Below are 21,664 nucleotides of genomic sequence, written 5' to 3'. Positions count from 1 at the left end.
CGACGATGCCGGCCGCGACTACAACAACATGAAGGATAAAGTGATGGGCGAGCTGAAGAAAAGCTTCCGTCCGGAGTTCCTGAACCGGATCGACGAAATTATCGTGTTCCACTCGCTGGAGCAGGAGCATATCGCCCGCATCGTATCCCTCATGTCCGACGAGCTGAGCAAACGGCTGCGCGAGCAAAACGTCGAATTTACGCTCACCGAGAAGGGCAAGGCGTTTTTGGCGAAAGAAGGCTTCGACCCGACTTACGGAGCGAGACCGCTTCGCCGGGCGATTCAGAAGCATATCGAGGACCGTTTGTCCGAAGAGCTGCTTCGCGGCAATATCTCCAAAGGCGATACGCTTACGATCGACGAGGTCGACGGCGAGCTCGTCGTCACGAAAAACTAATCCCGGGCCGAGCGAATCGCCGGGTTGCAAAGTCAGGGCATTTCGGTTATCCTTTGCGGATAATCGGAATGCCTTTTTTGCATGTCGTGATGCCGTCCGGTACGCTCACAGGGTTTTCTTTGCTTCCGCGAAATGGTACACTTTGGATACAATCGCTTTCGAAGAGGAACGAACAATGACGAAAACAAAAACGAAATTTTGCTGTCAGGAATGCGGAACCGAGTCGCCGAAATGGCTCGGCAAATGTCCGGGCTGCGGCGCCTGGAACAGTATGGTCGAGGAAGTGGAGATGACCGGCAAGTCCAAAGGCTTTCATTCCGCCTTGACGCAGACGAAAGAAAAAGCGACTTCGATCATACATATAGAGAGCAGTGTCGAAAACCGGATTTTATCCGACATGAACGAGCTGAACCGGGTGCTCGGCGGGGGGGTCGTACCCGGCTCCTTAATATTGGTCGGGGGCGACCCCGGCATCGGCAAATCGACCTTGCTGCTGCAGCTGTCGCACCAGATGACGTCCGCCGGACTGAAGGTGCTGTACATATCCGGCGAAGAATCGGTGCGCCAGCTGAAAATGCGGGCGGACCGGCTGAACGCTTTGTCCGACCGGCTGTTCGTGCTGTGCGAAACGAACGTCGAGCTGATCGAAGAGGCGATCGAAAACGAGAAGCCCGACTTTATGGTCGTCGACTCGATCCAAACGGTGTTTCACTCCGCGGTAACGTCGGCTCCCGGCAGTGTCGCGCAAGTTCGCGAATGTACGGGACATTTTATGCGAATAGCTAAGATCAAAGGAATCGCGACCGTGCTCGTCGGCCACGTCACGAAGGAAGGAGCGATCGCCGGTCCGCGCCTGCTCGAGCATATGGTCGACTGCGTGCTTTACTTCGAAGGGGAGCGGCATCATTCGTACCGGCTGCTGCGGGCGGTGAAAAACCGGTTCGGCTCGACGAACGAAATGGGCATTTTCGAAATGATCGAAAACGGACTTCGCGAGGTGACGAACCCTTCCGAGCTGTTTTTGTCCGAACGGCCGCTCGGCGTATCCGGGTCCACGGTCGTCGCCAGCATGGAAGGGACGCGTCCGGTGCTCGTCGAGCTTCAGGCGCTCGTGTCCAGCACGAACTTCCCGAGTCCGCGGCGCATGTCGGCGGGGATCGACCATAACCGGCTTTCGCTCATTATCGCCGTATTGGAAAAGCGGGTCGGCCTTTTTTTGCAAAACCAGGACGCTTACCTGAACGTGGCCGGCGGCGTCAAGCTGGACGAACCGGCGGTCGATTTGGCGGCGGCGGTCGCCATCGCCTCGAGCTTCAAGGACCGGCCGACGCAGCCGTTCGACGTCGTATTCGGCGAAATCGGCTTGACCGGCGAAGTACGCGGCGTATCGCGCATCGACCAGCGGGTGAAGGAAGCGCAGAAGCTCGGCTTCAAGCGCGTCATTATGCCGCGCAAAAGCCTGAAAGGATGGACGCCTCCGCAAGGGCTCGACATTATCGGAGTGGAAACGGTGGCGGAAGCGCTCGCGGCCGCATTGGAATAACGGAAACGGCAACAGAAGTACCGGGGATCGATAAGGAGGCTTTACAGTGAAAGACGATACGAAGCGGGACGTCATGCAGCAAATTTTGCAGCTGGTGGCGCCCGGCACACCGTTTCGCGAAGGGCTGGAAAACGTGCTTCGGGCCAAAACCGGAGCGCTTATCGTAGTCGGCTACAGCCCGGGCGTCATGGAAATCGTGGACGGAGGCTTCTCCATCAATTGCGATTTCTCGCCCAACTATTTGTACGAATTGGCCAAGATGGACGGGGCGATCATCCTGAGCGAAGACATCAAGCGCATTTTGTACGCCAATACGCAGCTCATTCCGAATTCGTCGATTCCGTCGATCGAAACCGGCATCCGGCACCGGACCGCGGAGCGGGTCGCCAAGCAGACCGGAAAGCTCGTCGTGTCGATTTCGCAGCGGCGCAACGTCATTACGGTCTATCAAGGCAATTTGCGCTATTCGCTTAAAGATATCGGCGTCATCTTGACGAAAGCGAACCAGGCGATTCAAACGCTGGAAAAATACCGGGCCGTGCTCGACCAGTCGCTGACGAATTTGGGCGCCACCGAGTTCGAGGAGCTTGTCACGCTGTACGAGGTGGCGAACGTCATCCAGCGGTTCGAGATGGTGCTTCGCGTCAAAGCCGAGATTAAACGATACATCAACGAGCTCGGAACGGAAGGGCGCCTCATCAGCATGCAGCTCGACGAGCTCGTAGGCAACGTCGATCACGAAGCGCTGCTCGTCATTAAAGACTACTGCCGGGATTGCAGCGACGAGAAGACGAAGGAAATCGCCGCGGGGCTGAAAAAGCTGACGTCCGAAGAGCTGCTGGACCAGCAAAACATCATTCGGCTGCTCGGCTATCCGCATACGAATACGATGATGGAGGAAACGGTATCCCCGCGCGGCTACCGGATGCTGCACAAGCTGCCCCGTCTTCCCGCGATCATCATCCAGAATCTGGTCGAACGGTTCGAACGGCTGCCCCATATCGTCATGGCCACGATCGAAGAACTGGACGAGGTCGACGGCATCGGGGAAGTGCGCGCCCGGGCGATCAAGGAAGGTTTGAAGCGGATCCAAGAGCAATTGTTCATTGACAGACATATATAAGTTGACCTACAATCAGAAGATAGGTTCGCGTTACCCGGAGCGCGAGGACTGATTCGCGTTGCTTTGGGGCATAGTAAAGGGTAGAGGTGGAGCCTTTCATGATCAGAAATTCAATTCCCAGCATGTTTACGGTCGGTAACTTGTTTCTGGGGATTATTGCAATCATTTTGGCGTTTAATTCGGGCGCGGACAACAAAAACGCGGAGTTGGCGGCCATATTCGTCATCGTGGCGATGCTGCTTGACGGGCTGGACGGCCGCGTGGCGCGAGCGTTGAACGCGCAGAGCGAGTTCGGAAAGGAACTCGATTCTTTGTCCGATGTCATCTCGTTCGGCGTTGCGCCGGCTTTTATTATGTACGTCGTCGCTTTTCAAAATATGGAGGCTTCCGCGCTGGCGTGGATCGTGACCGCCGTCTTTCCGATATGCGGCGCGCTTCGGCTGGCCCGGTTCAACGTCATATCCGGCGTGCCCGGCTACTTCATCGGGTTGCCGATTCCGGCGGCCGGCAGCGTGCTCAGTACGCTCGCGCTGTTTCATAACGAAATTCCTTCGGCGATTTTGCTGGCCAGCACGCTCGTCTTGTCGTTCTTGATGGTCAGCACCGTGAAATATCCGAATTTCAAAAAAGTGGGCATTCCGAAAACGGCGCTGTGGCTTACGCCGATCATCGTGGCCGGGGCCGTAACGCTTGCGATCATCTATCCGGGACTTTTATCCAAGCTTATTTTCATTCCTCTGCTCATTTATGCGCTGTACGGACTGAACGGACTAAAAAAAAACGCTAGACGTATGTTTCGCCGCAGGAAACGGGCGAACCCGATCGACGAGCCGACGAAGTCGGAAACGCACGGCTGACCGTGAACCCATATCGAAAATAAAAAGCATTTATTTTCTGCGATATCAGAAAATAAATGCTTTTATTGTTTTATGGCGATTCGCCGCGGTCTTTACGATAAATTGAACAAGCCGAGCGTCGAACATTTTTGCGATTCCTTGGCGATAATATCGTCCAGGTCCAGGTCGAGCAGGTTGCACAGCGAGGACAGGTAAAACAAATGCTTGCCGAGCTGCACGGTGATCGCGTCGATGCAGTTTTCGCACAACTGCCCTTTCACGTGCGTCTGGGTCAACGCCTTCGCCTCCTCCAGACTCATGTCGTCCGGATAAGGCTGCTTGTTCGCCTCGAGCGAAATACAGCCGCATTCGGTGACCGACTTGATGACGCTGCGATTGACGGATGCGCTCGATTGCTGCGATTTGGACAAGACGTCCAGCAAACTTCGGTGACGGAGTAGCAAATCGGAAACTTGCTCTTGAAACTGCTTTAACGTTAAGCCGCTCATTCCATTCACCTCGAATTTCCATAATCTCGCTACGTTTCATTATAAAAGAATCGGTCCTAAAGTTCAATTTGCAGGAAAAAGTTTACTCGTCCCGATTAGGCGTACGGAAATTGGTTCATAATTGGTAATGAGAACAAGCATGTGTCATTATGGAGGTGAAAGTTGCATGGCGAAACGCCAACTTCAGTTTGTGCTCGCTATTGCGGGAGGCTTGCTGGGTTACGGATGGAGCGGGGCGATCGAGCAATTTTTGTTAAGATTCGTACGTCCTATACTCGGCGTGGAACAGCTTGCGGGACCGGCTTATTGGGCCGCCGGTATCGGCGCCGTTCTCTTTTATGCCGCGTCGGCGCTGCTGCTCGGGTACGGAGCGGAGCGGATACGGACGCTGGAAGACCGCATCGTCAAGACGCCGACGCTCGATCTGTTGTCGGGACTGATCGGTCTCATTCTCGGGCTCGTCATTTCGGCGCTGCTTCTGCCGGCTTTGACGAAAGCCGGCTGGGTCGGGACGGCGCTCATGTACGTATTGACTTCGTTGCTCGGCGTTTACGGATTCCGGATCGGCTACCAGAAGCGGGAAGATTTGCTGCATGTGCTGACATCGGGCTTCGGCGGCAAAAAGAAAGGGGCGCCGCAGAAGGACGAGCATAAAATTTTGGATACGAGCGTCATTATCGACGGCCGCATTGCCGACATTTGCAAAACCGGCTTCATCGAAGGAACGCTCGTCATCCCGGAATTCGTGCTCGAGGAGCTGCAGCACATCGCCGACTCCTCCGATTTGCTGAAGCGCAATCGCGGACGGCGCGGACTCGATATTTTAAACAAAATCCAGAAAGAGCTCGACGTCAAAGTATTGATCTACGAAGGGGATTTCGAGGAAATATCCGAGGTCGACAGCAAGCTGGTGCGGCTGGCCAAGGCGCTGCAGGGCAAAGTTATCACGAACGATTTCAACCTGAACAAAGTATGCGAGCTGCAGGGCGTATCGGTGCTGAACATCAACGATTTGGCCAACGCGGTCAAGCCGGTCGTGCTGCCCGGCGAAGAAATTCTCGTGCAGGTGATCAAGGACGGCAAGGAGCAGGGGCAGGGCGTCGCTTATTTGGACGACGGCACGATGATCGTCGTGGAAGGCGGACGCGAGTATATCGGCGCCACGATCGAGGTGCTCGTGACGAGCGTGCTGCAAACGTCGGCCGGCCGGATGATATTCGCCAAGCCGAAACTGTTGGAAAAAGCGCAGTAAAACGATTATGATAGGATAGGGCGGGAAACGCCCGAACATAATCGGAATCCAGCGGGGCAGGGAAGAAGCAATGGCGAGATACGGCGCCGTCATCGTGGCGGCGGGCAAAGGAACGCGGATGGGAACGTCCGAAAGCAAACAATATTTGCAGCTGCGGAACAAGCCGATTTTGGTGCATACGCTCGAGACGTTTCAGCGGATGCCGGAAATCGAAGCGATCGTGCTCGTAACCGGAAGCGAGGATATCGGACGGTGCGTCACGTACGTCGAGCGGTACGGGCTTTCGAAGGTCGCGGCCGTCGCCTCGGGCGGGGAAGAGCGCCAGCATTCGGTGCGCATCGGACTGGAGCGCTTGCCGGAAGGACTCGACGTCGTGGCGGTGCATGACGGCGTAAGGCCGTTCGTCACGGAAGCGAAAATCGCGGAATGCTTGCATAAAGCCTATGAAGCCGGAGGGGCCGTGCTCGCGGTGCCGGTTAAAGATACGATCAAAGTCGTGAGCGACTCCGGGCGGATCGACGCGACTCCGGAGCGGAAAAGCTTGTGGGCGGTGCAAACCCCACAGGCTTTTCGTCTTGGCCTGCTGCGCCAGGCGCACGACCACGCGGCCCGGGAAGGCTTCGTCGGTACGGACGACGCGATGCTGGTCGAGCGAATCGGCCATTCCGTCTATGTCGTCGAAGGGGACTATACGAACATCAAAATTACGACGCCCGACGACTTGCTGCTCGCGGAGCGTTTGCTGGACCAACTACAAGGGGAAAGGGAAGATCCGACATGATTCGAATCGGGCAAGGCTTTGACGTGCATCAATTGGCGGAAGGGCGCAAATGCATCATCGGAGGCGTGGACATTCCTTTCGAGAAAGGGCTGCTCGGCCATTCGGACGCGGACGTGCTGCTGCACGCCATCGCCGACGCCATTCTCGGGGCGCTCGGGCAAGGGGATATCGGCAAACATTTCCCGGATACCGACCCGGCGTATAAAGACGCGGACAGCGTCAAGCTGCTGGAGCACGTATGGGCGCTGGCGAAACAAACGGGCTACGCGCTCGGCAACCTCGATGCGACGATTATCGCCCAGAAGCCGAAGATGGCGCCCTATATTCCGCAAATGCAGGAGCGGATCGCGAGCGTGCTCGAAGCGGACGTGTCGCAGGTGAACGTCAAGGCGACGACGACGGAGAAGCTCGGCTTCACCGGCCGCGGGGAAGGAATCGCCGCTCAGGCGGTTGTCTGTTTGCAAAAAAATATGCTATGATCGCTTACAAATCGAACCAAAGGGAGCAGGCATGACGATGACAAGACCGATTCGCGTCCGTTACGCGCCGAGTCCGACCGGCCATCTGCATATCGGCAACGCACGGACGGCGCTGTTCAACTATTTGTTCGCGCGGCATCATAACGGCAAATTCATCATCCGCATCGAAGATACCGACGTCAAACGGAACGTGGCCGGCGGGGAAGAAAACCAGCTGACGTATTTGAAATGGCTCGGAGTCGATTGGGACGAAAGCGTGGACGTCGGCGGCCCGTTCGGCCCGTACCGCCAAACGGAGCGGCTCGACCTGTACCGGAAATACGCCGAACGGCTGATCGCGTCCGGACGGGCGTATTACTGCTACTGTACCGAGGAAGAGCTGGAGAAGGAGCGGGAGGAGCAGACCGCCCGCGGGGAAACGCCGCGCTATTCCGGCAAGCACCGGGAGACGACGGCCGAGCAGCGCCGCGCCTACGAGGCCGAAGGGCGCGTGCCGAGCATCCGTTTTCGCGTCGAGGAAGGGAAAACGTACACGTTCCGCGATCAGGTGAAGGGCGACATCGCGTTCGAATCGGACGGGATCGGCGACTTCGTCATTATCAAGAAGGACGGCATCGCGACGTACAATTTCGCCGTCGTCATCGACGACCATCTGATGGAGATCTCCCACGTGCTGCGCGGAGAGGACCATATTTCGAATACGCCGCGGCAGCTGATGATCTATGAAGCGCTTGGCTGGGAGCCGCCGCAGTTCGCGCATATGACGCTCATCGTCAACGAACAGCGGAAAAAGCTGAGCAAGCGCGACGAGTCGATCATTCAGTTTATCGAGCAGTACGACCAGCTCGGTTATTTGCCGGAGGCGATGTTCAATTTCATCGCGCTGCTCGGCTGGTCGCCGGAAGGCGAGAACGAAATTTTTTCGCGGGACGAGCTGATCGCGGCGTTCGACGCGGACCGGTTGTCGAAAAGTCCGGCGGCGTTCGACACGAACAAGCTGAGCTGGATGAACAACCATTATTTGAAAAAGGCCGATCCGGAGCGGGTGACGGAGATGGCGATTCCGCATTTGCAAAAAGCCGGCCGCATTCCCGAGCGGCTGGACGACGCGAAGCGGAATTGGGTGAAATCGCTCGTCGCGCTGTACCAGGAGCAGATGAACTGCGCCGCCGACATCGTGCCTTTGACGGACGTGTTTTTCCGGGAGGAGCCGGAGTTCGAGGAGGAAGGCCGCGCCGTGCTGGAGGAAGCCCACGTTCCCGAGGTGCTGCGCGCGTTTGCCCGGCTTATCGAGCAGGCGAGCGAGTTTACGCCGGAATCGGTTCAGGCGATGCTCAAAACGGTGCAGAAGGAAACCGGCTATAAAGGCAAACAGCTGTTCATGCCCGTACGGGTCGCGCTCACCGGGCAGACGCACGGCCGCGATTTGAACCAAACGATCGCGCTGCTCGGACAAAGCCGCGTCGCGGAGCGGCTGCGAAAGCTGTTGTCAGTGGACCGCTGATATTGTATACTTGGTTTAATTTCAAGCAGGATGAACAAAATGACAGGCGTCGAACGGGAAAGTACGTGACGACCGGGTTTTCCAGAGAGGGCAATCGGCGAACGAATCGCCGGCTGCGAGTTGCCCATTCCCGCGGTAACGGAAATGCGCCCGCGAGCCGCACCGCCGAGCTGCCCCGCGCAGGGTAGGCGCTGCCGTTAATCCGCGTTACGGATTCGAAGTGGGACAGTCCTTTGCCTCGTCCGGGTTTAGCCGGGAACGGGCGCGCGCGGCTGTCCAAGCAGAGTGGAACCGCGTCTATACGTCTCTGCAGCCTACGGGCTGCAGAGCTTTTTCGTTTTTGTGCCGAATTCGTTCCATTCGCAATCCCGGAACTACCGACCGCTGACTGCGGTTCGCATCTTCGACGAAAGAAAGCAGGTGAGTCCATGTTCCGCAACATGAGATCGGACATTCAAGCCGTATTCGACAACGACCCGGCCGCGCGCAGCATATTCGAAGTCGTGCTGACGTATTCCGGTCTGCACGCCGTCTGGGCGCACCGTGTGGCTCACGCGTTTTACCGCCGGAGATGGTTTACGGTCGCCCGCATCATCTCGCAGGTCAGCCGTTTTATGACGGGCATCGAAATTCATCCCGGGGCGAAAATCGGCAGACGGCTGTTCATCGACCACGGGATGGGCGTCGTCATCGGGGAAACATGCGAAATCGGCGACGATGTGGTATTGTATCAAGGAGTGACGCTGGGCGGAACGGGCAAAGAAACCGGGAAACGCCATCCGACGCTGGGCAACAACGTGGTCGTCGGCTCCGGCTCGAAGGTGATCGGCTCGTTTACGGTCGGAGACAATTCGAAGATCGGCGCGAACGCGGTCGTTCTGAAGGAAGTGCCGCCGAACAGCACCGTCGTCGGCAATCCCGGGCGCATCGTCAAACGAGACGGCGTCAGCATGCAGCACAAGCTGGATCACGACAAGCTGCCGGATCCGCTGATCGAATCGCTGCGGCATATGGAGAAGCAAATCGAGGATCTGAAAACAGAAGTCGAGCGGCTGCGGCAGGAGCTGCGGCAAACAAACGGAGGGGTTCATACGTATGAGTCTAAAAGTGTATAACACGATGACTCGCGTCAAAGAAACGTTCGTGCCGATCGTGCCGGGCAAAGTGAGCATGTATGTGTGCGGTCCGACCGTGTACGACTACATCCATATCGGGAACGCAAGGCCGGCCATTTTTTTCGACGTCGTCAGACGGTACCTGGAAATGAGCGGCTATGAAGTGAACTATGTCGTCAACTTTACCGACGTCGACGATAAGCTGATCCGCAAATCGGAGCAAACCGGGGAAACGGTCACCGATATCGCCGAAAAATTTATCGCCGCCTATTACGAAGATATCGAATCGCTCGGCGTGCGCAAGGCGACCGTCAATCCGCGGGTCACCGAAAATATCGGGGAAATCGTGGCGCTCATCGCCGATCTGATCGAGAAAGGGTACGCTTACGAAAGCGGCGGGGACGTCTATTTCCGCACCGAAAAATTCCCCGAATACGGGAAGCTGTCGCATCAAAACTTGCAGGAGCTGCAGTTCGGCATCCGGGTCGAGGTCGGCGAGCGCAAAGAAAGCCCGCAAGATTTCGTGCTGTGGAAAGGCGCGAAGCCGGGCGAAATTCATTGGCCGAGCCCGTGGGGCGAAGGGCGGCCCGGCTGGCATATCGAATGCTCGGCGATGGCGCGCAAATATTTGGGCGACACGCTCGACATTCACGGCGGCGGCCACGATTTGCAATTCCCGCACCACGAATGCGAAATCGCCCAGTCGGAATGCTCGACCGGCAAGCCGCTCGCCAATTATTGGATGCACAACGGCTACATTCATATCAACAACGAAAAAATGTCGAAATCGCTCGGAAACGGCGTCAACGTCAACCAGCTCGTGCAACGCGTTAAACCGCAGGCGCTGCGCTTTTTCTTCCTGTCCACGCATTACCGCAACCCGCTCAACTTCAGCGAAGACGGCCTGCAGCAGGCCGCCGGCGGGCTGGAGCGCATCGAGAACGGCGTGGCCAACCTGAAGCACCGGATCGGAGTCGCTCCGGACGGCGAAGCGGACGAAGCGGTTGCAGCCTCGGTTGCCCGGATCAAGGCGGAGTTCCGCGATAAAATGGACGACGACTTCAATACGGCCGACGCGCTTACGGCGGTATTCGATCTGATCGCGGAAAGCAACGGCTACATGACGAAGGCGGACGCGAACGCCGCGACGCTGAAGCTGCTGCTGGAGGCGATTCGGGAGCTGAACGGCGTTTTGGGCATACTAGCGGAGGAAGAGGAGCAGCTGCTGGACGAAGAAGTCGAGCGGCTGATCGCCGAGCGGACGGAAGCCCGAAAGAGCAAAAATTGGGCGCGCGCCGACGAAATCCGCGATTTGCTGACGGCGAAAGGAATCCAGCTCGAGGATACGCCGCAAGGCTTGCGCTGGCGCCGCAAATGACGGTGAACGGATGACCGACACGAATCTGTTTATGTACGACCCGGCCAAGGAGCCGAATCAATTGAATCCGCTCGTGCTGGCGTATATGGGCGACGCGGTGTTCGAAATGGCCGTCAGGCAGTTCGTCATCTCGCGCCCGAACCACCGCCCGAACCATTTGCACCGCGAGGCGGTCAAGTACGTTTCGGCGAAAGCCCAGGCGAGCGCGCTGCATGCGCTGATGCCGCTTCTGACGCCGGAAGAGACAGACGTCGTGAAGCGCGGACGCAACGCCAAGTCCGGGACGATCCCGAAAAACGCCGACGTGGCCGACTATCGCCACAGCACCGCGTTCGAGTGCCTGCTCGGCTATTTGTATTATACGAAACGGTTCGATCGGCTTGGGGAGCTGCTCGGGCTGATCCTGGAACAACCGAGGAGATAGCGACATGGAAGAATGGATTGCCGGCAAACATGCCGTGCTCGAAGCGCTCCGGTCGGGACGGACGATCCACAAAATATGGATCGCCGAACAAGCGCAAAAGCACCATACGCAGCCGATCGTGGCGGAAGCGAAAAAACTAAACCTCGTCGTCCAGTTCGTCGACAAGCGCAAGCTGGACCAGATGGTCAGCGACGTGCCGCATCAAGGCGTCGTCGCGCAGGCCGCCGCCCACGATTATGTCGACGTCGAGGAGCTCGTTGCGCGGGCGAATTCCCGCGGCGAGGCGCCGTTTTTGCTTATATTGGACGAGATCGAAGACCCGCACAATTTGGGCTCCATTCTCCGCAGCGCCGACTGCGCCGGGGTGCACGGGGTCATCATTCCGAAACGGCGCTCGGTCGGCCTTACCGCGACCGTCTCGAAGACGTCGGCCGGAGCCGTCGAGTACGTCCCCGTCGCCCGCGTGACCAATATCGCGCAGACGATCGATACGCTGAAGGAAGCGGGCATATGGGTCGCCGGCGCGGACGTGGAAGCCAGCGGGCTCGTTTACGACGCCGACTTCAAAGTGCCGCTCGCGATCGTCATCGGCAACGAAAATCGCGGCATCGGCCGGCTGATCAAGGAGAAATGCGATTTTCTCGTCAAGCTGCCGATGCACGGGCGAATCAATTCGCTGAACGCCTCGGTCGCCGCCTCGGTGTTCATGTACGAAGTCGTCCGCCAACGCGGCCGGGGCCTTTCGTAGCCCGCCGGTGTAAGGCGAGATGAAACACGTTGTCATCGTCGACGGCTATAACATCATCGGGGCCTGGCCCGAGCTGAACAAGCTGAAGGACGTCAGCTTGGAGGAGGCGCGGGACAAGCTGATCGACATGCTGGCCGACTACCAGGCTTACAAAGGCAACAAAGTATACTGCGTCTTCGACGCTTACCGGGTGCCGGGGCTCGGGGGCAAATACCGGCAGCGCCAGATCGAAGTGCTCTATACGCGGGAAAAAGAAACGGCCGACGAGCGAATCGAGAGACTCGTAGCCGATTTGCGAGGAAGAAGGGTGCAAATCCACGTCGCCACCTCCGACTCGGTCGAGCAGCACGTGACGTTCGGGCAAGGGGCTCTCCGCCTTCCGGCGCGGGAGCTGCTGTTCGCCGTCAAGGAAATTCGCAAGGAGATTCGGACGAAGATCGAGGAGACGGCTTCCCCCGCGAAAAATTCGCTCGACAGCAAGCTGTCGGACGAGCTTCGCGAGAAGTTCGAGAAGTGGCGGCGCGGCCTGTAGCCGCTTGTTGACGATGTCAGATTACATAATGTATACTAATCCTATCTTTTGTTGCTATAGCGCTAGCTTTAGCTTGCAGTCGGAGGGATACGGGTGAGCATCGACCTCAAAGAACTGAGAATGCACGAATACGACCTGATGTCCGACGAAGAAGTGGTCGAATCGGTTCGCGTAGGCAACGGCGAGGCGCTGGAGTATTTGATCAACAAATACAAAAATTTCGTTCGAGCCAAAGCCCGTTCCTATTTTTTGATCGGAGCCGACCGCGAAGATATCGTTCAGGAAGGCATGATCGGTCTTTACAAGTCGATTCGCGATTTCCGAGAGGACAAGCTTGCCACGTTCAAAGCTTTCGCCGAGCTGTGCATTACCCGGCAGATCATTACCGCCATCAAAACCGCCACGAGGCAAAAACATATCCCGCTCAACTCCTACGTTTCTCTGGACAAGCCCATCTACGACGAAGATTCCGATCGAACGCTGCTGGACGTCATCTGCGGCACTCGCGTAACCGATCCCGAGGAGCTTATTATCAACCAGGAAGAATTCAGCGGACTGGAAGACAAAATGGGCGAAATACTCAGCGACCTGGAGCGCAAAGTGCTCATGCTCTATTTGGACGGCCGCTCGTACCAGGAAATCGCCGTCGATCTGGACCGTCACGTGAAATCGATCGACAACGCGCTGCAGCGGGTCAAGCGCAAGCTGGAGCGTTACTTGGAAGTTCGCGACGTTTAAGAGGCATTCTTTCGCCCGCATCGGAGAAAGAATGCCGTTTCTATTTTTTTTCGTTTGCCCCTACGATCAAGGCGCTAGGTTTACAATCCGGGCGGAATGGCAATGCTTGTACAAGCGACCGGGCGCGGCACGCACGAGGGCGTTTTCTTGACACGCCTTGAAGTCTATGATAAATTAGTTCAGGTAGCCCTATTTTCGGGATTTTTTTTATTTGTCGCGAATACGGCTAGCCGCAGGTTTGGAGGGGTAATCGTGACGTTTCTGCAAAGAATGAAGCAAGGCTTCGGCTCGACGTTTTCCTTCTTCTCCGACAGCTGGGCTGAACTGAAGAAGGTCAAATGGCCAAGCCGCAAGGAGCTCATCAGCTACACGATCGTAGTATTTGCGACGTGCACGTTCGTAACCATCTATTTTTGGCTGATCGACCTCGGGCTGAGCGAAATCCTGCGCCTGTTCGACTAATGGGGGCTGGGTGACGATATGGAAAAAAGATGGTACGTCGTACATACCTATTCCGGGTATGAAAACAAAGTAAAAGCGAACTTGGAAAAGCGCGTCGAATCGATGAACATGCAGGACAAAATTTTCCGCGTTCTCGTTCCCATGGAAGAAGAGATCGTGAACAAGGACGGCAAGAAAAAGACCGTCATGCGGAAAGTGTACCCCGGCTATGTTCTCGTCGAGATGATTCAGACGGACGATTCCTGGTACGTCGTGCGCAACACGCCGGGCGTAACCGGATTTGTCGGCTCGACCGGTTCCGGCTCGAAACCGACGGCGCTTTTGCCGGAGGAAGTCGACAGCATCCTGAAGCATATGGGTATCGAAAACCCGAAGCCGAAGATCGACTTCGAGCTCAAGGAAACCGTCCGCGTCAAAGTCGGACCGTTCGCCAACTTCGTCGGTACGGTCGAGGACATTTTGATCGACAAGGCGAAGCTGAAAGTGCACGTCAACATGTTTGGACGGGAAACCCCGCTTGAGTTGGAATATACTCAGGTGGAAAAAATATAAGTCTTTTTTGATCGAAGCAATTCGGGGTTGCCGGACCGCTTTTAGAGGTTAAAAGCCTTGCGAAATCGGGAAGTCGATTCCGGATGCCTGTCAATCCGATTTCTAAAACAAAATCGGATCGCAGACGGTCATATTCGGTTTCCGGGGTCTATTCGTAACGGGTAGGCCTTCTGTCGTGGGAGGCGCCGCAAGGCTCCGCTCGCACCACTTTATGCGCTAGGAGGTGCAACGCATGGCTAAAAAGGTTATCAAGATGGTAAAGCTGCAAGTTCCGGCAGGGAAAGCGAACCCGGCGCCGCCGATCGGTCCGGCACTCGGTCAAGCAGGGGTCAACATCATGGCTTTCTGTAAAGAGTTCAACGCCCGTACCGCCGATCAAGCAGGCTTGATCATTCCGGTCGTCATTACGGTATACGAGGACCGTTCGTTCACGTTCGAAACGAAAACTCCTCCGGCTGCCGTTCTGCTTCGCGTAGCCGCCAAGATCGAAAAAGGATCCGGCGAACCGAACAAGAAAAAAGTGGCTACCGTGAAACGCGACGTCGTTCGTCAAATCGCCGAACAAAAAATGCAGGACCTGAACGCCGCTTCGGTCGAAGCCGCAATGCGGATGATCGAAGGTACCGCTCGCAGCATGGGCGTTACGATTCAAGACTGATGTTTCGCACGTTTTTTTTCGCGGACCTAGCGCCGCACAGTGGGAGGATTTTCCGCTAACACCACAAAGGAGGACTTTTTGACATGGCAAAACGCGGTAAGAAGTACCAAGAAGTTGCCAAACTGGTCAATGCGGACGCCAGCTACGAGCCGGCCGAAGCGATTGAACTGGTGAAGAAGGCAGCTCCCGCCAAATTCGACGAAACCGTCGAAGTTGCCGTTCGTCTCGGGGTAGACCCGAAGAAGCAGGACCAAGCCGTGCGCGGCGTAGTCGTACTTCCGAACGGTACGGGCAAAACGAAACGCGTTCTCGTGTTCGCGAAGGGCGACAAGGCGAAAGAAGCCGAAGCGGCCGGCGCGGATTTCGTAGGGGACCAAGACTTGATCAACAAAATCCAGCAAGGCTGGTTCGATTTCGACGTCTGCGTAGCTACGCCGGACATGATGAGCGAAGTCGGCAAACTCGGCCGTCTGCTCGGGGGCAAAGGCTTGATGCCGAACCCGAAAGCCGGTACGGTTACGTTCGATGTGGCGAATGCCGTGAAAGAAATCAAGGCCGGTAAAATCGAGTACCGTCTCGACCGTGCCGGACAAATTCACGCGCCGATCGGCAAAGTATCGTTTAGCGCCGAGCAGCTGCAGGAAAATTTCCGCGCGCTTGTGGAAGCACTCGTTCGTGCGAAGCCGGCGGCGGCCAAAGGCGTATACTTGCGCAACATCGCCGTCTCGTCGACGATGGGACCGAGCGTACGCGTCAACCCGCAAACGTTCAGATAAACCCGCCCGGCAAATGGTGCCATTTGCAATTTGCGAGCGGACGTGGTAATCTGTTATGGGTTTTATGAAAACGAATATGTGAACCGTAGACAGTAGGCGCCGCGAGGCTTAAAAATTTGCCTACCGAGGTGTTGCGATAAAGCTTCCGTTTCTTCGGACCGCCGAAGAAGCGAGGGCAACGTTGTGCCTCCGTCTAACCAACGGAGGCTTTTTACGTGTAGCACCGGACGGCGACATAACGCATTGGGCAAGCGAAGCCAGTTTACAGGAGGTGTACCCCCATGCCAAACGCAAATGTATTGCAAGAGAAACAACAAGTCGTGGCCGAAGTGGCGGCAAAGCTCCGCGAGAGCGCGAGCACGATCGTGGCCGACTATCGCGGCTTGAACGTGGCGCAAGTGACCGAGCTGCGCAAACGTCTTCGCGAAGCGGGCGTCGATTTCCAAGTTCTCAAAAACACGCTGGTTCGCCGCGCGACCGCGGAAGCCGAGCTGACCGACCTGGACAGCGTCCTGACCGGCCCGACGGCCGTCGCGTTCAGCAAGGACGATGCCGTTGCGGCTGCAAAAGTGCTCAGCGAATTCGCCAAAAAGAACGATGCGCTTAAAGTAAAAGGCGGCGTCGTCGAAGGCCGCGTCGTCGACATGAACCAAATCAAGGCGCTTGCGGAACTGCCTTCCCGCGAAGGTCTTCTGTCGATGCTCCTCAGCGTGCTCCAGGCGCCGATCCGCAACTTCGCGCTTGCGGTTAAAGCGGTGTCGGAGAAGCAAGAGGGCGGAGCGCAAGCTTAACTCGAACGTGAATACGAACCATCATTCGATCTTACCAATTGGAGGGTAAACTCATGAGCAAAGAGCAAATCTTGGAAGCCATCAAAGGCATGACCGTTCTTGAACTGAACGATCTCGTGAAAGCAATCGAAGAAGAATTCGGCGTAACGGCTGCCGCTCCGGTAGCGGTCGTAGCCGGCGGCGGCGCAGCTGCCGAAGCGGAAGAGCAAACGGAATTCGACGTTATTTTGGCCGAAGCCGGCGCTTCCAAAATCAACGTTATCAAAGTCGTTCGCGAAATTACGGGTCTCGGCCTGAAAGAAGCGAAAGACCTCGTTGACGGCGCACCGAAGCCGATCAAAGAGAAAGTATCCAAAGCCGACGCGGACGCGATCAAAGCAAAGCTCGAAGAAGCTGGCGCAAAAGTAGAAGTGAAGTAATTTCGGTCGAACCGGGATCCCCTTTGGAGCACGCGCTTCAAGGGGATTTCCTTTTTCGCCGGAGGCGGCCGCGGCTTTCCGCGGGATCGATCCCGGGAACAGGGAGGAAGGGCGTATGACGGAGCATTATTATTCGAAAAAGCCGACGACGGCCAGCGAGCGCGGGACGGTTACGGCCGTGCTGCGCGGAAAAACGTTTCATTTTACGACCGACGCCGGCGTATTTTCCAAGCAGGAGATCGACTTCGGCAGCCGGCTGCTGATCGGGGCGATGGACATCGCGGAAACGGACGAAGTGCTGGACGTCGGCTGCGGCTACGGCCCGATCGGTCTTGCGGCGGCCGCGCTCGCGACCCGGGGACGGGTGACGATGATCGACATTAACGAACGAGCGGTCGAGCTGGCCAAACAAAACGCGCAGCGCAACGGAATCGCGAACGCGGAAATCGTGCAAAGCGATTTGTTCGAAGCGATTGCGGACCGGACGTTTACGAAAATCGTAACGAATCCGCCGATTCGGGCGGGCAAGCAGGTGGTGCACCGCATTTTCGAATTGGCGTACGAGCATCTGTCGGAAGGGGGCCAATTGTGGGTCGTCATCCAGAAGAAGCAGGGCGCGCCTTCCGCGCTCGCCAAGCTGGAATCGCTGTTCGGAAACGTCGCGGAGGCGGACAAGGATAAAGGCTACCGCATCTACTGCGCGACGAAATAAACGTTTGCGGACTCCGGATCGGCGGGCGAAAACGGGCCGATTTTGGGGATAGGCGAAACTTGTGCTTGACGAACGCCCGACTGAGTTGTATTTGACTCGCGTCGGCTATTGTGGTAATATTATAAAATGTCAGTATTAAGATGGGTGTCATGTCTTTATTTCGCTAAAATGTCAAGTCTTTTTTTTGCAGACTACGAATAATTTTGGCGAAAGAAGTATAATGTTCGCATTTTAGGAAAATCTAACTAAATGTGAACATTGGAATGCTGCCACGTTTGCCGCGGAAAAAAGGTCTCTCTGCAATGCCGCAAGGCTTTTTGACGAGGCTTTTCTTCTTTTTTGCTTGCAAGTTTTTTCAAGTCGATGTGAGGGGTGAAGGAAAGTTGGCGGGTCATACTGTTCAATACGGACGGCGCAATCGCAGAACGTACGCACGGATTAAGGAAGTGCTGGAAGTCCCGAACTTGATCGAAATTCAACAAAAATCGTACCAGTGGTTTTTGGATGAGGGTCTTCGCGAAATGTTCCAGGATATTTCGCCGATTCAGGATTTCACGGGCAATTTGGTGCTGGAATTCATCGACTACAGCTTGGGAGAACCGAAATATTCCGTCGATGATTCGAAGGAACGTGACGTTACGTATGCTGCTCCGCTGCGCGTCAAGGTGCGTTTAATCAATAAAGAAACCGGAGAAGTCAAGGAGCAAGAAGTGTTCATGGGCGATTTCCCGCTTATGACGGAAACCGGTACCTTTATTATTAACGGTGCCGAGCGGGTAATCGTCAGTCAGCTCGTTCGTTCCCCCAGTGTTTATTTTAGCACAAAAGTCGACAAAAACGGCAAGAAAAGTTATACGGCGACCGTCATTCCGAACCGGGGCGCTTGGCTCGAGCTGGAAACGGACGCCAAGGACATCGTTTACGTACGGATCGACCGGACGCGGAAAATTCCCGTTACGGTTTTGCTTCGCGCGCTCGGCTTCGGCTCCGACGCGGAAATCATCGATCTGCTCGGCGACAGCGAATATATTCGCAACACGCTGGACAAGGACAACACCGACACGACCGAAAAGGCGCTGATCGAAATTTACGAGCGTCTCCGTCCGGGCGAGCCGCCTACGCTCGACAACGCGAAAAGCTTGCTGATCGCCCGCTTTTTCGATCCGAAGCGTTACGATTTGGCGAATGTCGGACGATATAAAATCAACAAAAAGCTTCATATCAAAAACCGTCTGTTCAACCAACGTCTCGCGGAAACGCTGGTTAACCCGGAGACGGGCGAAATCATCGCGGAGGCCGGTCAAGTGCTCGACCGCCGGCTGCTCGATCAAATATTGCCCGACCTCGAGAAAAACGTCGGCTTCGTCGAATTCGGCGTAAGCGGCGGCGTTTTGGACGTGGACCGCATTCCGCTCCAATCGATCAACGTATTCTCTCCGCTGGAAGAAGGCAAAGTCGTTAAAGTCATTTCCAACGGAGTTATTGATAAAACGGTCAAAAACATTACGCCGGCGGATATTATCGCCTCGATCAACTATTTCATGAACTTGCTGCACGGCATCGGCAGCACGGACGATATCGACCATCTGGGCAACCGGAGGCTTCGTTCCGTGGGCGAGCTGCTGCAAAACCAGTTCCGCATCGGCTTGTCGCGGATGGAACGGGTCGTCCGCGAGCGGATGTCGATTCAAGACGCCAACGTCATTACGCCGCAGGCGCTGATCAACATTCGTCCGGTCATCGCGTCCATCAAGGAGTTTTTCGGTAGCTCGCAGCTTTCGCAGTTTATGGACCAGACGAACCCGCTTGCCGAATTGACGCACAAGCGCCGTTTGTCCGCGCTCGGACCCGGCGGTTTGACGCGCGAACGCGCGGGCATGGAAGTTCGCGACGTTCACCACTCCCACTATGGCCGGATGTGTCCGATCGAGACGCCGGAAGGTCCGAACATCGGCTTGATCAACTCGCTCTCGACGTTTGCCCGGATCAACGATTACGGCTTCATCGAGGCGCCTTACCGTTGGGTCGATCCGAAGACGGGCGTCGTTACCGATCAGATCGCTTACTTGACGGCCGACGAAGAAGACAATTATGTAATCGGGCAGGCGAACGCCGAGCTTAACGAGGACGGCACGTTCGCCAACGATACCGTTATCGTGCGCTATAAGGACGATATTTTAACATTGCCCAAAGAACGCGTCGATTATATGGACGTTTCGCCGAAGCAGGTCGTTTCGGTCGCGACGGCGTTGATTCCGTTCCTTGAAAACGACGACTCCAACCGGGCCCTGATGGGATCGAACATGCAGCGGCAAGCCGTTCCGCTCCTCGTTCCGAAGGCGCCGCTCGTCGGCACCGGGATGGAGCACAAAAGCGCCAAAGACTCCGGCGTATGCGTCGTCAGCAAGCATGACGGCGTCGTGGAGCGCGTTACGGCGAACGAAGTATGGGTGCGCCGCCACGCGATGGTCGACGGCCGCCTTGTCGAAGGCGATCTGATCAAGCACAAGCTGCACAAGTTCATCCGTTCCAACCAAGGCACGTGCGTGAACCAGCGTCCGATCGTGCGCAAGGGCGACATCGTGAAAGTCGGCGACATTTTGGCCGACGGCCCGTCGACGGAACAGGGCGAGCTGGCGCTCGGCCGCAACGTCGTCGTCGCTTTCATGACCTGGGAAGGCTATAACTACGAGGACGCCATCCTGCTCAGCCAGAAGCTGGTGAAGGAAGACGTCTACACGTCGATTCATATCGAAGAATACGAATCCGAAGCCCGCGACACGAAGCTCGGGCCGGAGGAAATTACGCGCGACATCCCGAACGTGGGCGAAGACGCGCTGCGCAACCTTGACGAGCGCGGCATTATCCGCGTCGGCGCGGAAATCGGCGCAGGGGACATTCTCGTCGGCAAAGTGACGCCGAAGGGCGTTACCGAGCTGACCGCCGAGGAGCGGCTGCTGCACGCCATTTTCGGCGAGAAGGCGCGCGAAGTTCGCGATACGTCGCTGCGCGTGCCGCACGGTACGGACGGCATCGTCGTCGACGTCAAAGTGTTTACGCGCGAGAACGGCGACGAGCTGCCGCCGGGCGTCAATCAACTCGTTCGTGTATATATTGCCCAAAAACGAAAAATATCCGAGGGCGACAAAATGGCCGGCCGCCACGGCAACAAAGGCGTCATCGCGCGCATTTTGCCCGAGGAAGACATGCCGTTCCTGCCGGACGGCACACCGGTTCAAGTCGTGCTCAACCCGCTCGGGGTTCCGTCGCGGATGAACATCGGGCAAGTGCTCGAGGTGCATCTCGGCATGGCCGCGCTTCGTCTCGGCATTCATACGGCGACGCCGGTATTCGACGGCGCGCGCGAATACGACGTGTTCGACACGATGGAAGAAGCGGGCATGCAGCGGAACGGCAAGACGATTTTGTACGACGGCCGGACGGGCGAACCGTTCGAGCGGGAAGTGACCGTCGGCGTCATGTACATGATCAAGCTGGCGCACATGGTCGACGACAAAATTCATGCCCGTTCCACCGGTCCGTACTCGCTCGTTACGCAGCAGCCGCTCGGCGGTAAAGCGCAGTTCGGCGGCCAGCGTTTCGGGGAGATGGAAGTGTGGGCGCTCGAGGCATACGGCGCCGCCTACACGCTGCAAGAAATTTTGACCGTCAAATCCGACGACGTCGTCGGGCGCGTCAAAACGTACGAATCGATCGTCAAAGGCGAGAACGTGCCGGAGCCGGGCGTGCCGGAATCGTTCAAGGTGCTGATCAAAGAGCTGCAAAGCTTGGGTATGGACGTCAAGATTTTGTCGGAGAACGAAGAAGAGATCGAGATGAAAGAGCTGGACGACGAAGACGACGTGTCCGGCGACAAGCTCAACCTCAACTTGGAAGGCTCCGAAGCGGGCATCGAATGATTAGGCGCGATTCCG

22 protein-coding genes, 1 pseudogene and 1 other annotated feature are annotated in these 21,664 nt (G+C 56.7%); of the genes and pseudogenes, 22 read left to right on the top strand and 1 reads right to left on the bottom strand.

Translation table 11 applies throughout. The annotated features are described in order from the left end of the window. From PV407_RS09475 to pssA, 4 genes and pseudogenes are all read left to right on the top strand, one after another. Positions 1–397, top strand: a pseudogene (locus PV407_RS09475) (ATP-dependent Clp protease ATP-binding subunit); the annotation flags it as partial. Positions 398–572: 175 nt separating this feature from the next. Continuing rightward, positions 573–1,940, top strand: a complete 1,368-nt coding sequence (radA, locus tag PV407_RS09470; protein ID WP_332089675.1) for a DNA repair protein RadA — start codon at positions 573–575, stop codon at positions 1,938–1,940. A 46-nt stretch (positions 1,941–1,986) separates the two neighbouring features. Beyond that, entirely contained in the window at positions 1,987–3,063 is a 1,077-nt protein-coding gene (disA, locus tag PV407_RS09465; RefSeq protein WP_332089674.1) for a DNA integrity scanning diadenylate cyclase DisA, read from the top strand. Between the two features lie 98 nt (positions 3,064–3,161). After that, positions 3,162–3,920 carry a CDP-diacylglycerol--serine O-phosphatidyltransferase gene (pssA, locus tag PV407_RS09460; protein WP_332089673.1) on the top strand — a complete coding sequence of 253 codons (759 nt, stop codon included), beginning with the start codon at positions 3,162–3,164 and terminating at the stop codon, positions 3,918–3,920. Positions 3,921–4,012: 92 nt separating this feature from the next. On the opposite strand, the gene PV407_RS09455 is transcribed toward pssA, so the two are convergent. Then, positions 4,013–4,408, bottom strand: coding sequence for a DUF1573 domain-containing protein (locus tag PV407_RS09455; RefSeq protein ID WP_332089672.1), 396 nt, complete (start codon positions 4,406–4,408; stop codon positions 4,013–4,015). 166 nt (positions 4,409–4,574) lie between these two features. Here PV407_RS09455 and PV407_RS09450 point away from each other — a divergent pair, with 166 nt between their 5' ends. The 18 genes from PV407_RS09450 to rpoB all read left to right on the top strand — a co-directional run bounded on the left by PV407_RS09450 (position 4,575) and on the right by rpoB (position 21,649). Then, entirely contained in the window at positions 4,575–5,660 is a 1,086-nt protein-coding gene (locus PV407_RS09450; RefSeq protein ID WP_332089671.1) for a PIN/TRAM domain-containing protein, read from the top strand. A gap of 70 nt (positions 5,661–5,730) precedes the next feature. Further along, positions 5,731–6,441, top strand: a complete 711-nt coding sequence (gene ispD, locus PV407_RS09445) for a 2-C-methyl-D-erythritol 4-phosphate cytidylyltransferase (RefSeq protein WP_332089670.1) — start codon at positions 5,731–5,733, stop codon at positions 6,439–6,441. Beyond that, positions 6,438–6,920: a 2-C-methyl-D-erythritol 2,4-cyclodiphosphate synthase gene (gene ispF, locus PV407_RS09440; protein WP_332089669.1), complete on the top strand. Its 483-nt coding sequence runs from the start codon at positions 6,438–6,440 to the stop codon at positions 6,918–6,920. Before ispD ends, ispF begins: the two co-directional genes overlap by 4 nt. Positions 6,921–6,957: 37 nt before the next feature. Continuing rightward, the gene (gene gltX, locus PV407_RS09435) at positions 6,958–8,424 is read left to right on the top strand and encodes a glutamate--tRNA ligase (RefSeq protein WP_332089668.1); all 1,467 of its coding nucleotides are present in this window, start codon (positions 6,958–6,960) and stop codon (positions 8,422–8,424) included. Positions 8,425–8,852: 428 nt separating this feature from the next. Further along, complete coding sequence (gene epsC, locus PV407_RS09430; RefSeq protein ID WP_332089667.1) at positions 8,853–9,539, top strand: serine O-acetyltransferase EpsC; 687 nt, start codon at positions 8,853–8,855, stop codon at positions 9,537–9,539. Beyond that, positions 9,520–10,917, top strand: coding sequence for a cysteine--tRNA ligase (gene cysS, locus PV407_RS09425; RefSeq protein ID WP_332089666.1), 1,398 nt, complete (start codon positions 9,520–9,522; stop codon positions 10,915–10,917). Before epsC ends, cysS begins: the two co-directional genes overlap by 20 nt. A 10-nt stretch (positions 10,918–10,927) precedes the next feature. Then, entirely contained in the window at positions 10,928–11,341 is a 414-nt protein-coding gene (locus tag PV407_RS09420) for a Mini-ribonuclease 3 (protein ID WP_332089665.1), read from the top strand. A 4-nt stretch (positions 11,342–11,345) separates the two neighbouring features. After that, the gene (gene rlmB / locus PV407_RS09415) at positions 11,346–12,089 is read left to right on the top strand and encodes a 23S rRNA (guanosine(2251)-2'-O)-methyltransferase RlmB (RefSeq protein WP_332089664.1); all 744 of its coding nucleotides are present in this window, start codon (positions 11,346–11,348) and stop codon (positions 12,087–12,089) included. Between the two features lie 19 nt (positions 12,090–12,108). Beyond that, positions 12,109–12,621 (top strand): NYN domain-containing protein, encoded by a 513-nt coding sequence (locus PV407_RS09410; RefSeq protein WP_332089663.1) that lies wholly within the window; start codon positions 12,109–12,111, stop codon positions 12,619–12,621. A 93-nt stretch (positions 12,622–12,714) separates the two neighbouring features. Then, positions 12,715–13,359, top strand: coding sequence for an RNA polymerase sporulation sigma factor SigH (gene sigH / locus PV407_RS09405; RefSeq protein WP_332089662.1), 645 nt, complete (start codon positions 12,715–12,717; stop codon positions 13,357–13,359). 252 nt (positions 13,360–13,611) lie between these two features. Next, positions 13,612–13,821: a preprotein translocase subunit SecE gene (gene secE / locus PV407_RS09400; protein ID WP_332089661.1), complete on the top strand. Its 210-nt coding sequence runs from the start codon at positions 13,612–13,614 to the stop codon at positions 13,819–13,821. A gap of 18 nt (positions 13,822–13,839) precedes the next feature. Beyond that, positions 13,840–14,373, top strand: coding sequence for a transcription termination/antitermination protein NusG (gene nusG, locus PV407_RS09395; protein ID WP_332089660.1), 534 nt, complete (start codon positions 13,840–13,842; stop codon positions 14,371–14,373). A 232-nt stretch (positions 14,374–14,605) separates the two neighbouring features. After that, positions 14,606–15,031 (top strand): 50S ribosomal protein L11, encoded by a 426-nt coding sequence (gene rplK, locus PV407_RS09390; protein WP_332089659.1) that lies wholly within the window; start codon positions 14,606–14,608, stop codon positions 15,029–15,031. Between the two features lie 83 nt (positions 15,032–15,114). Beyond that, complete coding sequence (gene rplA / locus PV407_RS09385; protein ID WP_332089658.1) at positions 15,115–15,807, top strand: 50S ribosomal protein L1; 693 nt, start codon at positions 15,115–15,117, stop codon at positions 15,805–15,807. Between the two features lie 65 nt (positions 15,808–15,872). Further along, positions 15,873–16,030 (top strand) — a sequence feature (ribosomal protein L10 leader region). A 58-nt stretch (positions 16,031–16,088) separates the two neighbouring features. Next, entirely contained in the window at positions 16,089–16,598 is a 510-nt protein-coding gene (gene rplJ / locus PV407_RS09380) for a 50S ribosomal protein L10 (RefSeq protein ID WP_332089657.1), read from the top strand. 53 nt (positions 16,599–16,651) lie between these two features. Further along, positions 16,652–17,017 carry a 50S ribosomal protein L7/L12 gene (rplL, locus tag PV407_RS09375; protein ID WP_332089656.1) on the top strand — a complete coding sequence of 122 codons (366 nt, stop codon included), beginning with the start codon at positions 16,652–16,654 and terminating at the stop codon, positions 17,015–17,017. Positions 17,018–17,132: 115 nt separating this feature from the next. Continuing rightward, the gene (locus PV407_RS09370) at positions 17,133–17,729 is read left to right on the top strand and encodes a class I SAM-dependent methyltransferase (protein WP_332089655.1); all 597 of its coding nucleotides are present in this window, start codon (positions 17,133–17,135) and stop codon (positions 17,727–17,729) included. A 365-nt stretch (positions 17,730–18,094) separates the two neighbouring features. Then, on the top strand, positions 18,095–21,649 hold the full coding sequence (gene rpoB, locus PV407_RS09365; RefSeq protein WP_332089654.1) for a DNA-directed RNA polymerase subunit beta: 3,555 nt from the start codon (positions 18,095–18,097) through the stop codon (positions 21,647–21,649). Positions 21,650–21,664 lie beyond the last annotated feature (15 nt).

The organism is Paenibacillus sp. GYB003, from assembly GCF_036577625.1.
Lineage (GTDB): Bacteria > Bacillota > Bacilli > Paenibacillales > NBRC-103111 > Paenibacillus_AB.
This window is presented reverse-complemented; position numbering and strand designations above follow the sequence as displayed.

Excerpts from the sequence above, each read along its gene's own strand:
- radA (WP_332089675.1), top strand. The coding sequence starts at position 573 with ATGACGAAAACAAAAACGAAATTTTGCTGTCAGGAATGCGGAACCGAG.
- pssA (WP_332089673.1), top strand. The coding sequence starts at position 3,162 with ATGATCAGAAATTCAATTCCCAGCATGTTTACGGTCGGTAACTTGTTT.
- PV407_RS09455 (WP_332089672.1), bottom strand. The coding sequence starts at position 4,408 with ATGAGCGGCTTAACGTTAAAGCAGTTTCAAGAGCAAGTTTCCGATTTG.
- PV407_RS09450 (WP_332089671.1), top strand. The coding sequence starts at position 4,575 with ATGGCGAAACGCCAACTTCAGTTTGTGCTCGCTATTGCGGGAGGCTTG.
- ispD (WP_332089670.1), top strand. The coding sequence starts at position 5,731 with ATGGCGAGATACGGCGCCGTCATCGTGGCGGCGGGCAAAGGAACGCGG.
- ispF (WP_332089669.1), top strand. The coding sequence starts at position 6,438 with ATGATTCGAATCGGGCAAGGCTTTGACGTGCATCAATTGGCGGAAGGG.
- gltX (WP_332089668.1), top strand. The coding sequence starts at position 6,958 with ATGACAAGACCGATTCGCGTCCGTTACGCGCCGAGTCCGACCGGCCAT.
- epsC (WP_332089667.1), top strand. The coding sequence starts at position 8,853 with ATGTTCCGCAACATGAGATCGGACATTCAAGCCGTATTCGACAACGAC.
- cysS (WP_332089666.1), top strand. The coding sequence starts at position 9,520 with ATGAGTCTAAAAGTGTATAACACGATGACTCGCGTCAAAGAAACGTTC.
- PV407_RS09420 (WP_332089665.1), top strand. The coding sequence starts at position 10,928 with ATGACCGACACGAATCTGTTTATGTACGACCCGGCCAAGGAGCCGAAT.
- rlmB (WP_332089664.1), top strand. The coding sequence starts at position 11,346 with ATGGAAGAATGGATTGCCGGCAAACATGCCGTGCTCGAAGCGCTCCGG.
- PV407_RS09410 (WP_332089663.1), top strand. The coding sequence starts at position 12,109 with ATGAAACACGTTGTCATCGTCGACGGCTATAACATCATCGGGGCCTGG.
- nusG (WP_332089660.1), top strand. The coding sequence starts at position 13,840 with ATGGAAAAAAGATGGTACGTCGTACATACCTATTCCGGGTATGAAAAC.
- rplK (WP_332089659.1), top strand. The coding sequence starts at position 14,606 with ATGGCTAAAAAGGTTATCAAGATGGTAAAGCTGCAAGTTCCGGCAGGG.
- rplA (WP_332089658.1), top strand. The coding sequence starts at position 15,115 with ATGGCAAAACGCGGTAAGAAGTACCAAGAAGTTGCCAAACTGGTCAAT.
- rplJ (WP_332089657.1), top strand. The coding sequence starts at position 16,089 with ATGCCAAACGCAAATGTATTGCAAGAGAAACAACAAGTCGTGGCCGAA.
- rplL (WP_332089656.1), top strand. The coding sequence starts at position 16,652 with ATGAGCAAAGAGCAAATCTTGGAAGCCATCAAAGGCATGACCGTTCTT.
- PV407_RS09370 (WP_332089655.1), top strand. The coding sequence starts at position 17,133 with ATGACGGAGCATTATTATTCGAAAAAGCCGACGACGGCCAGCGAGCGC.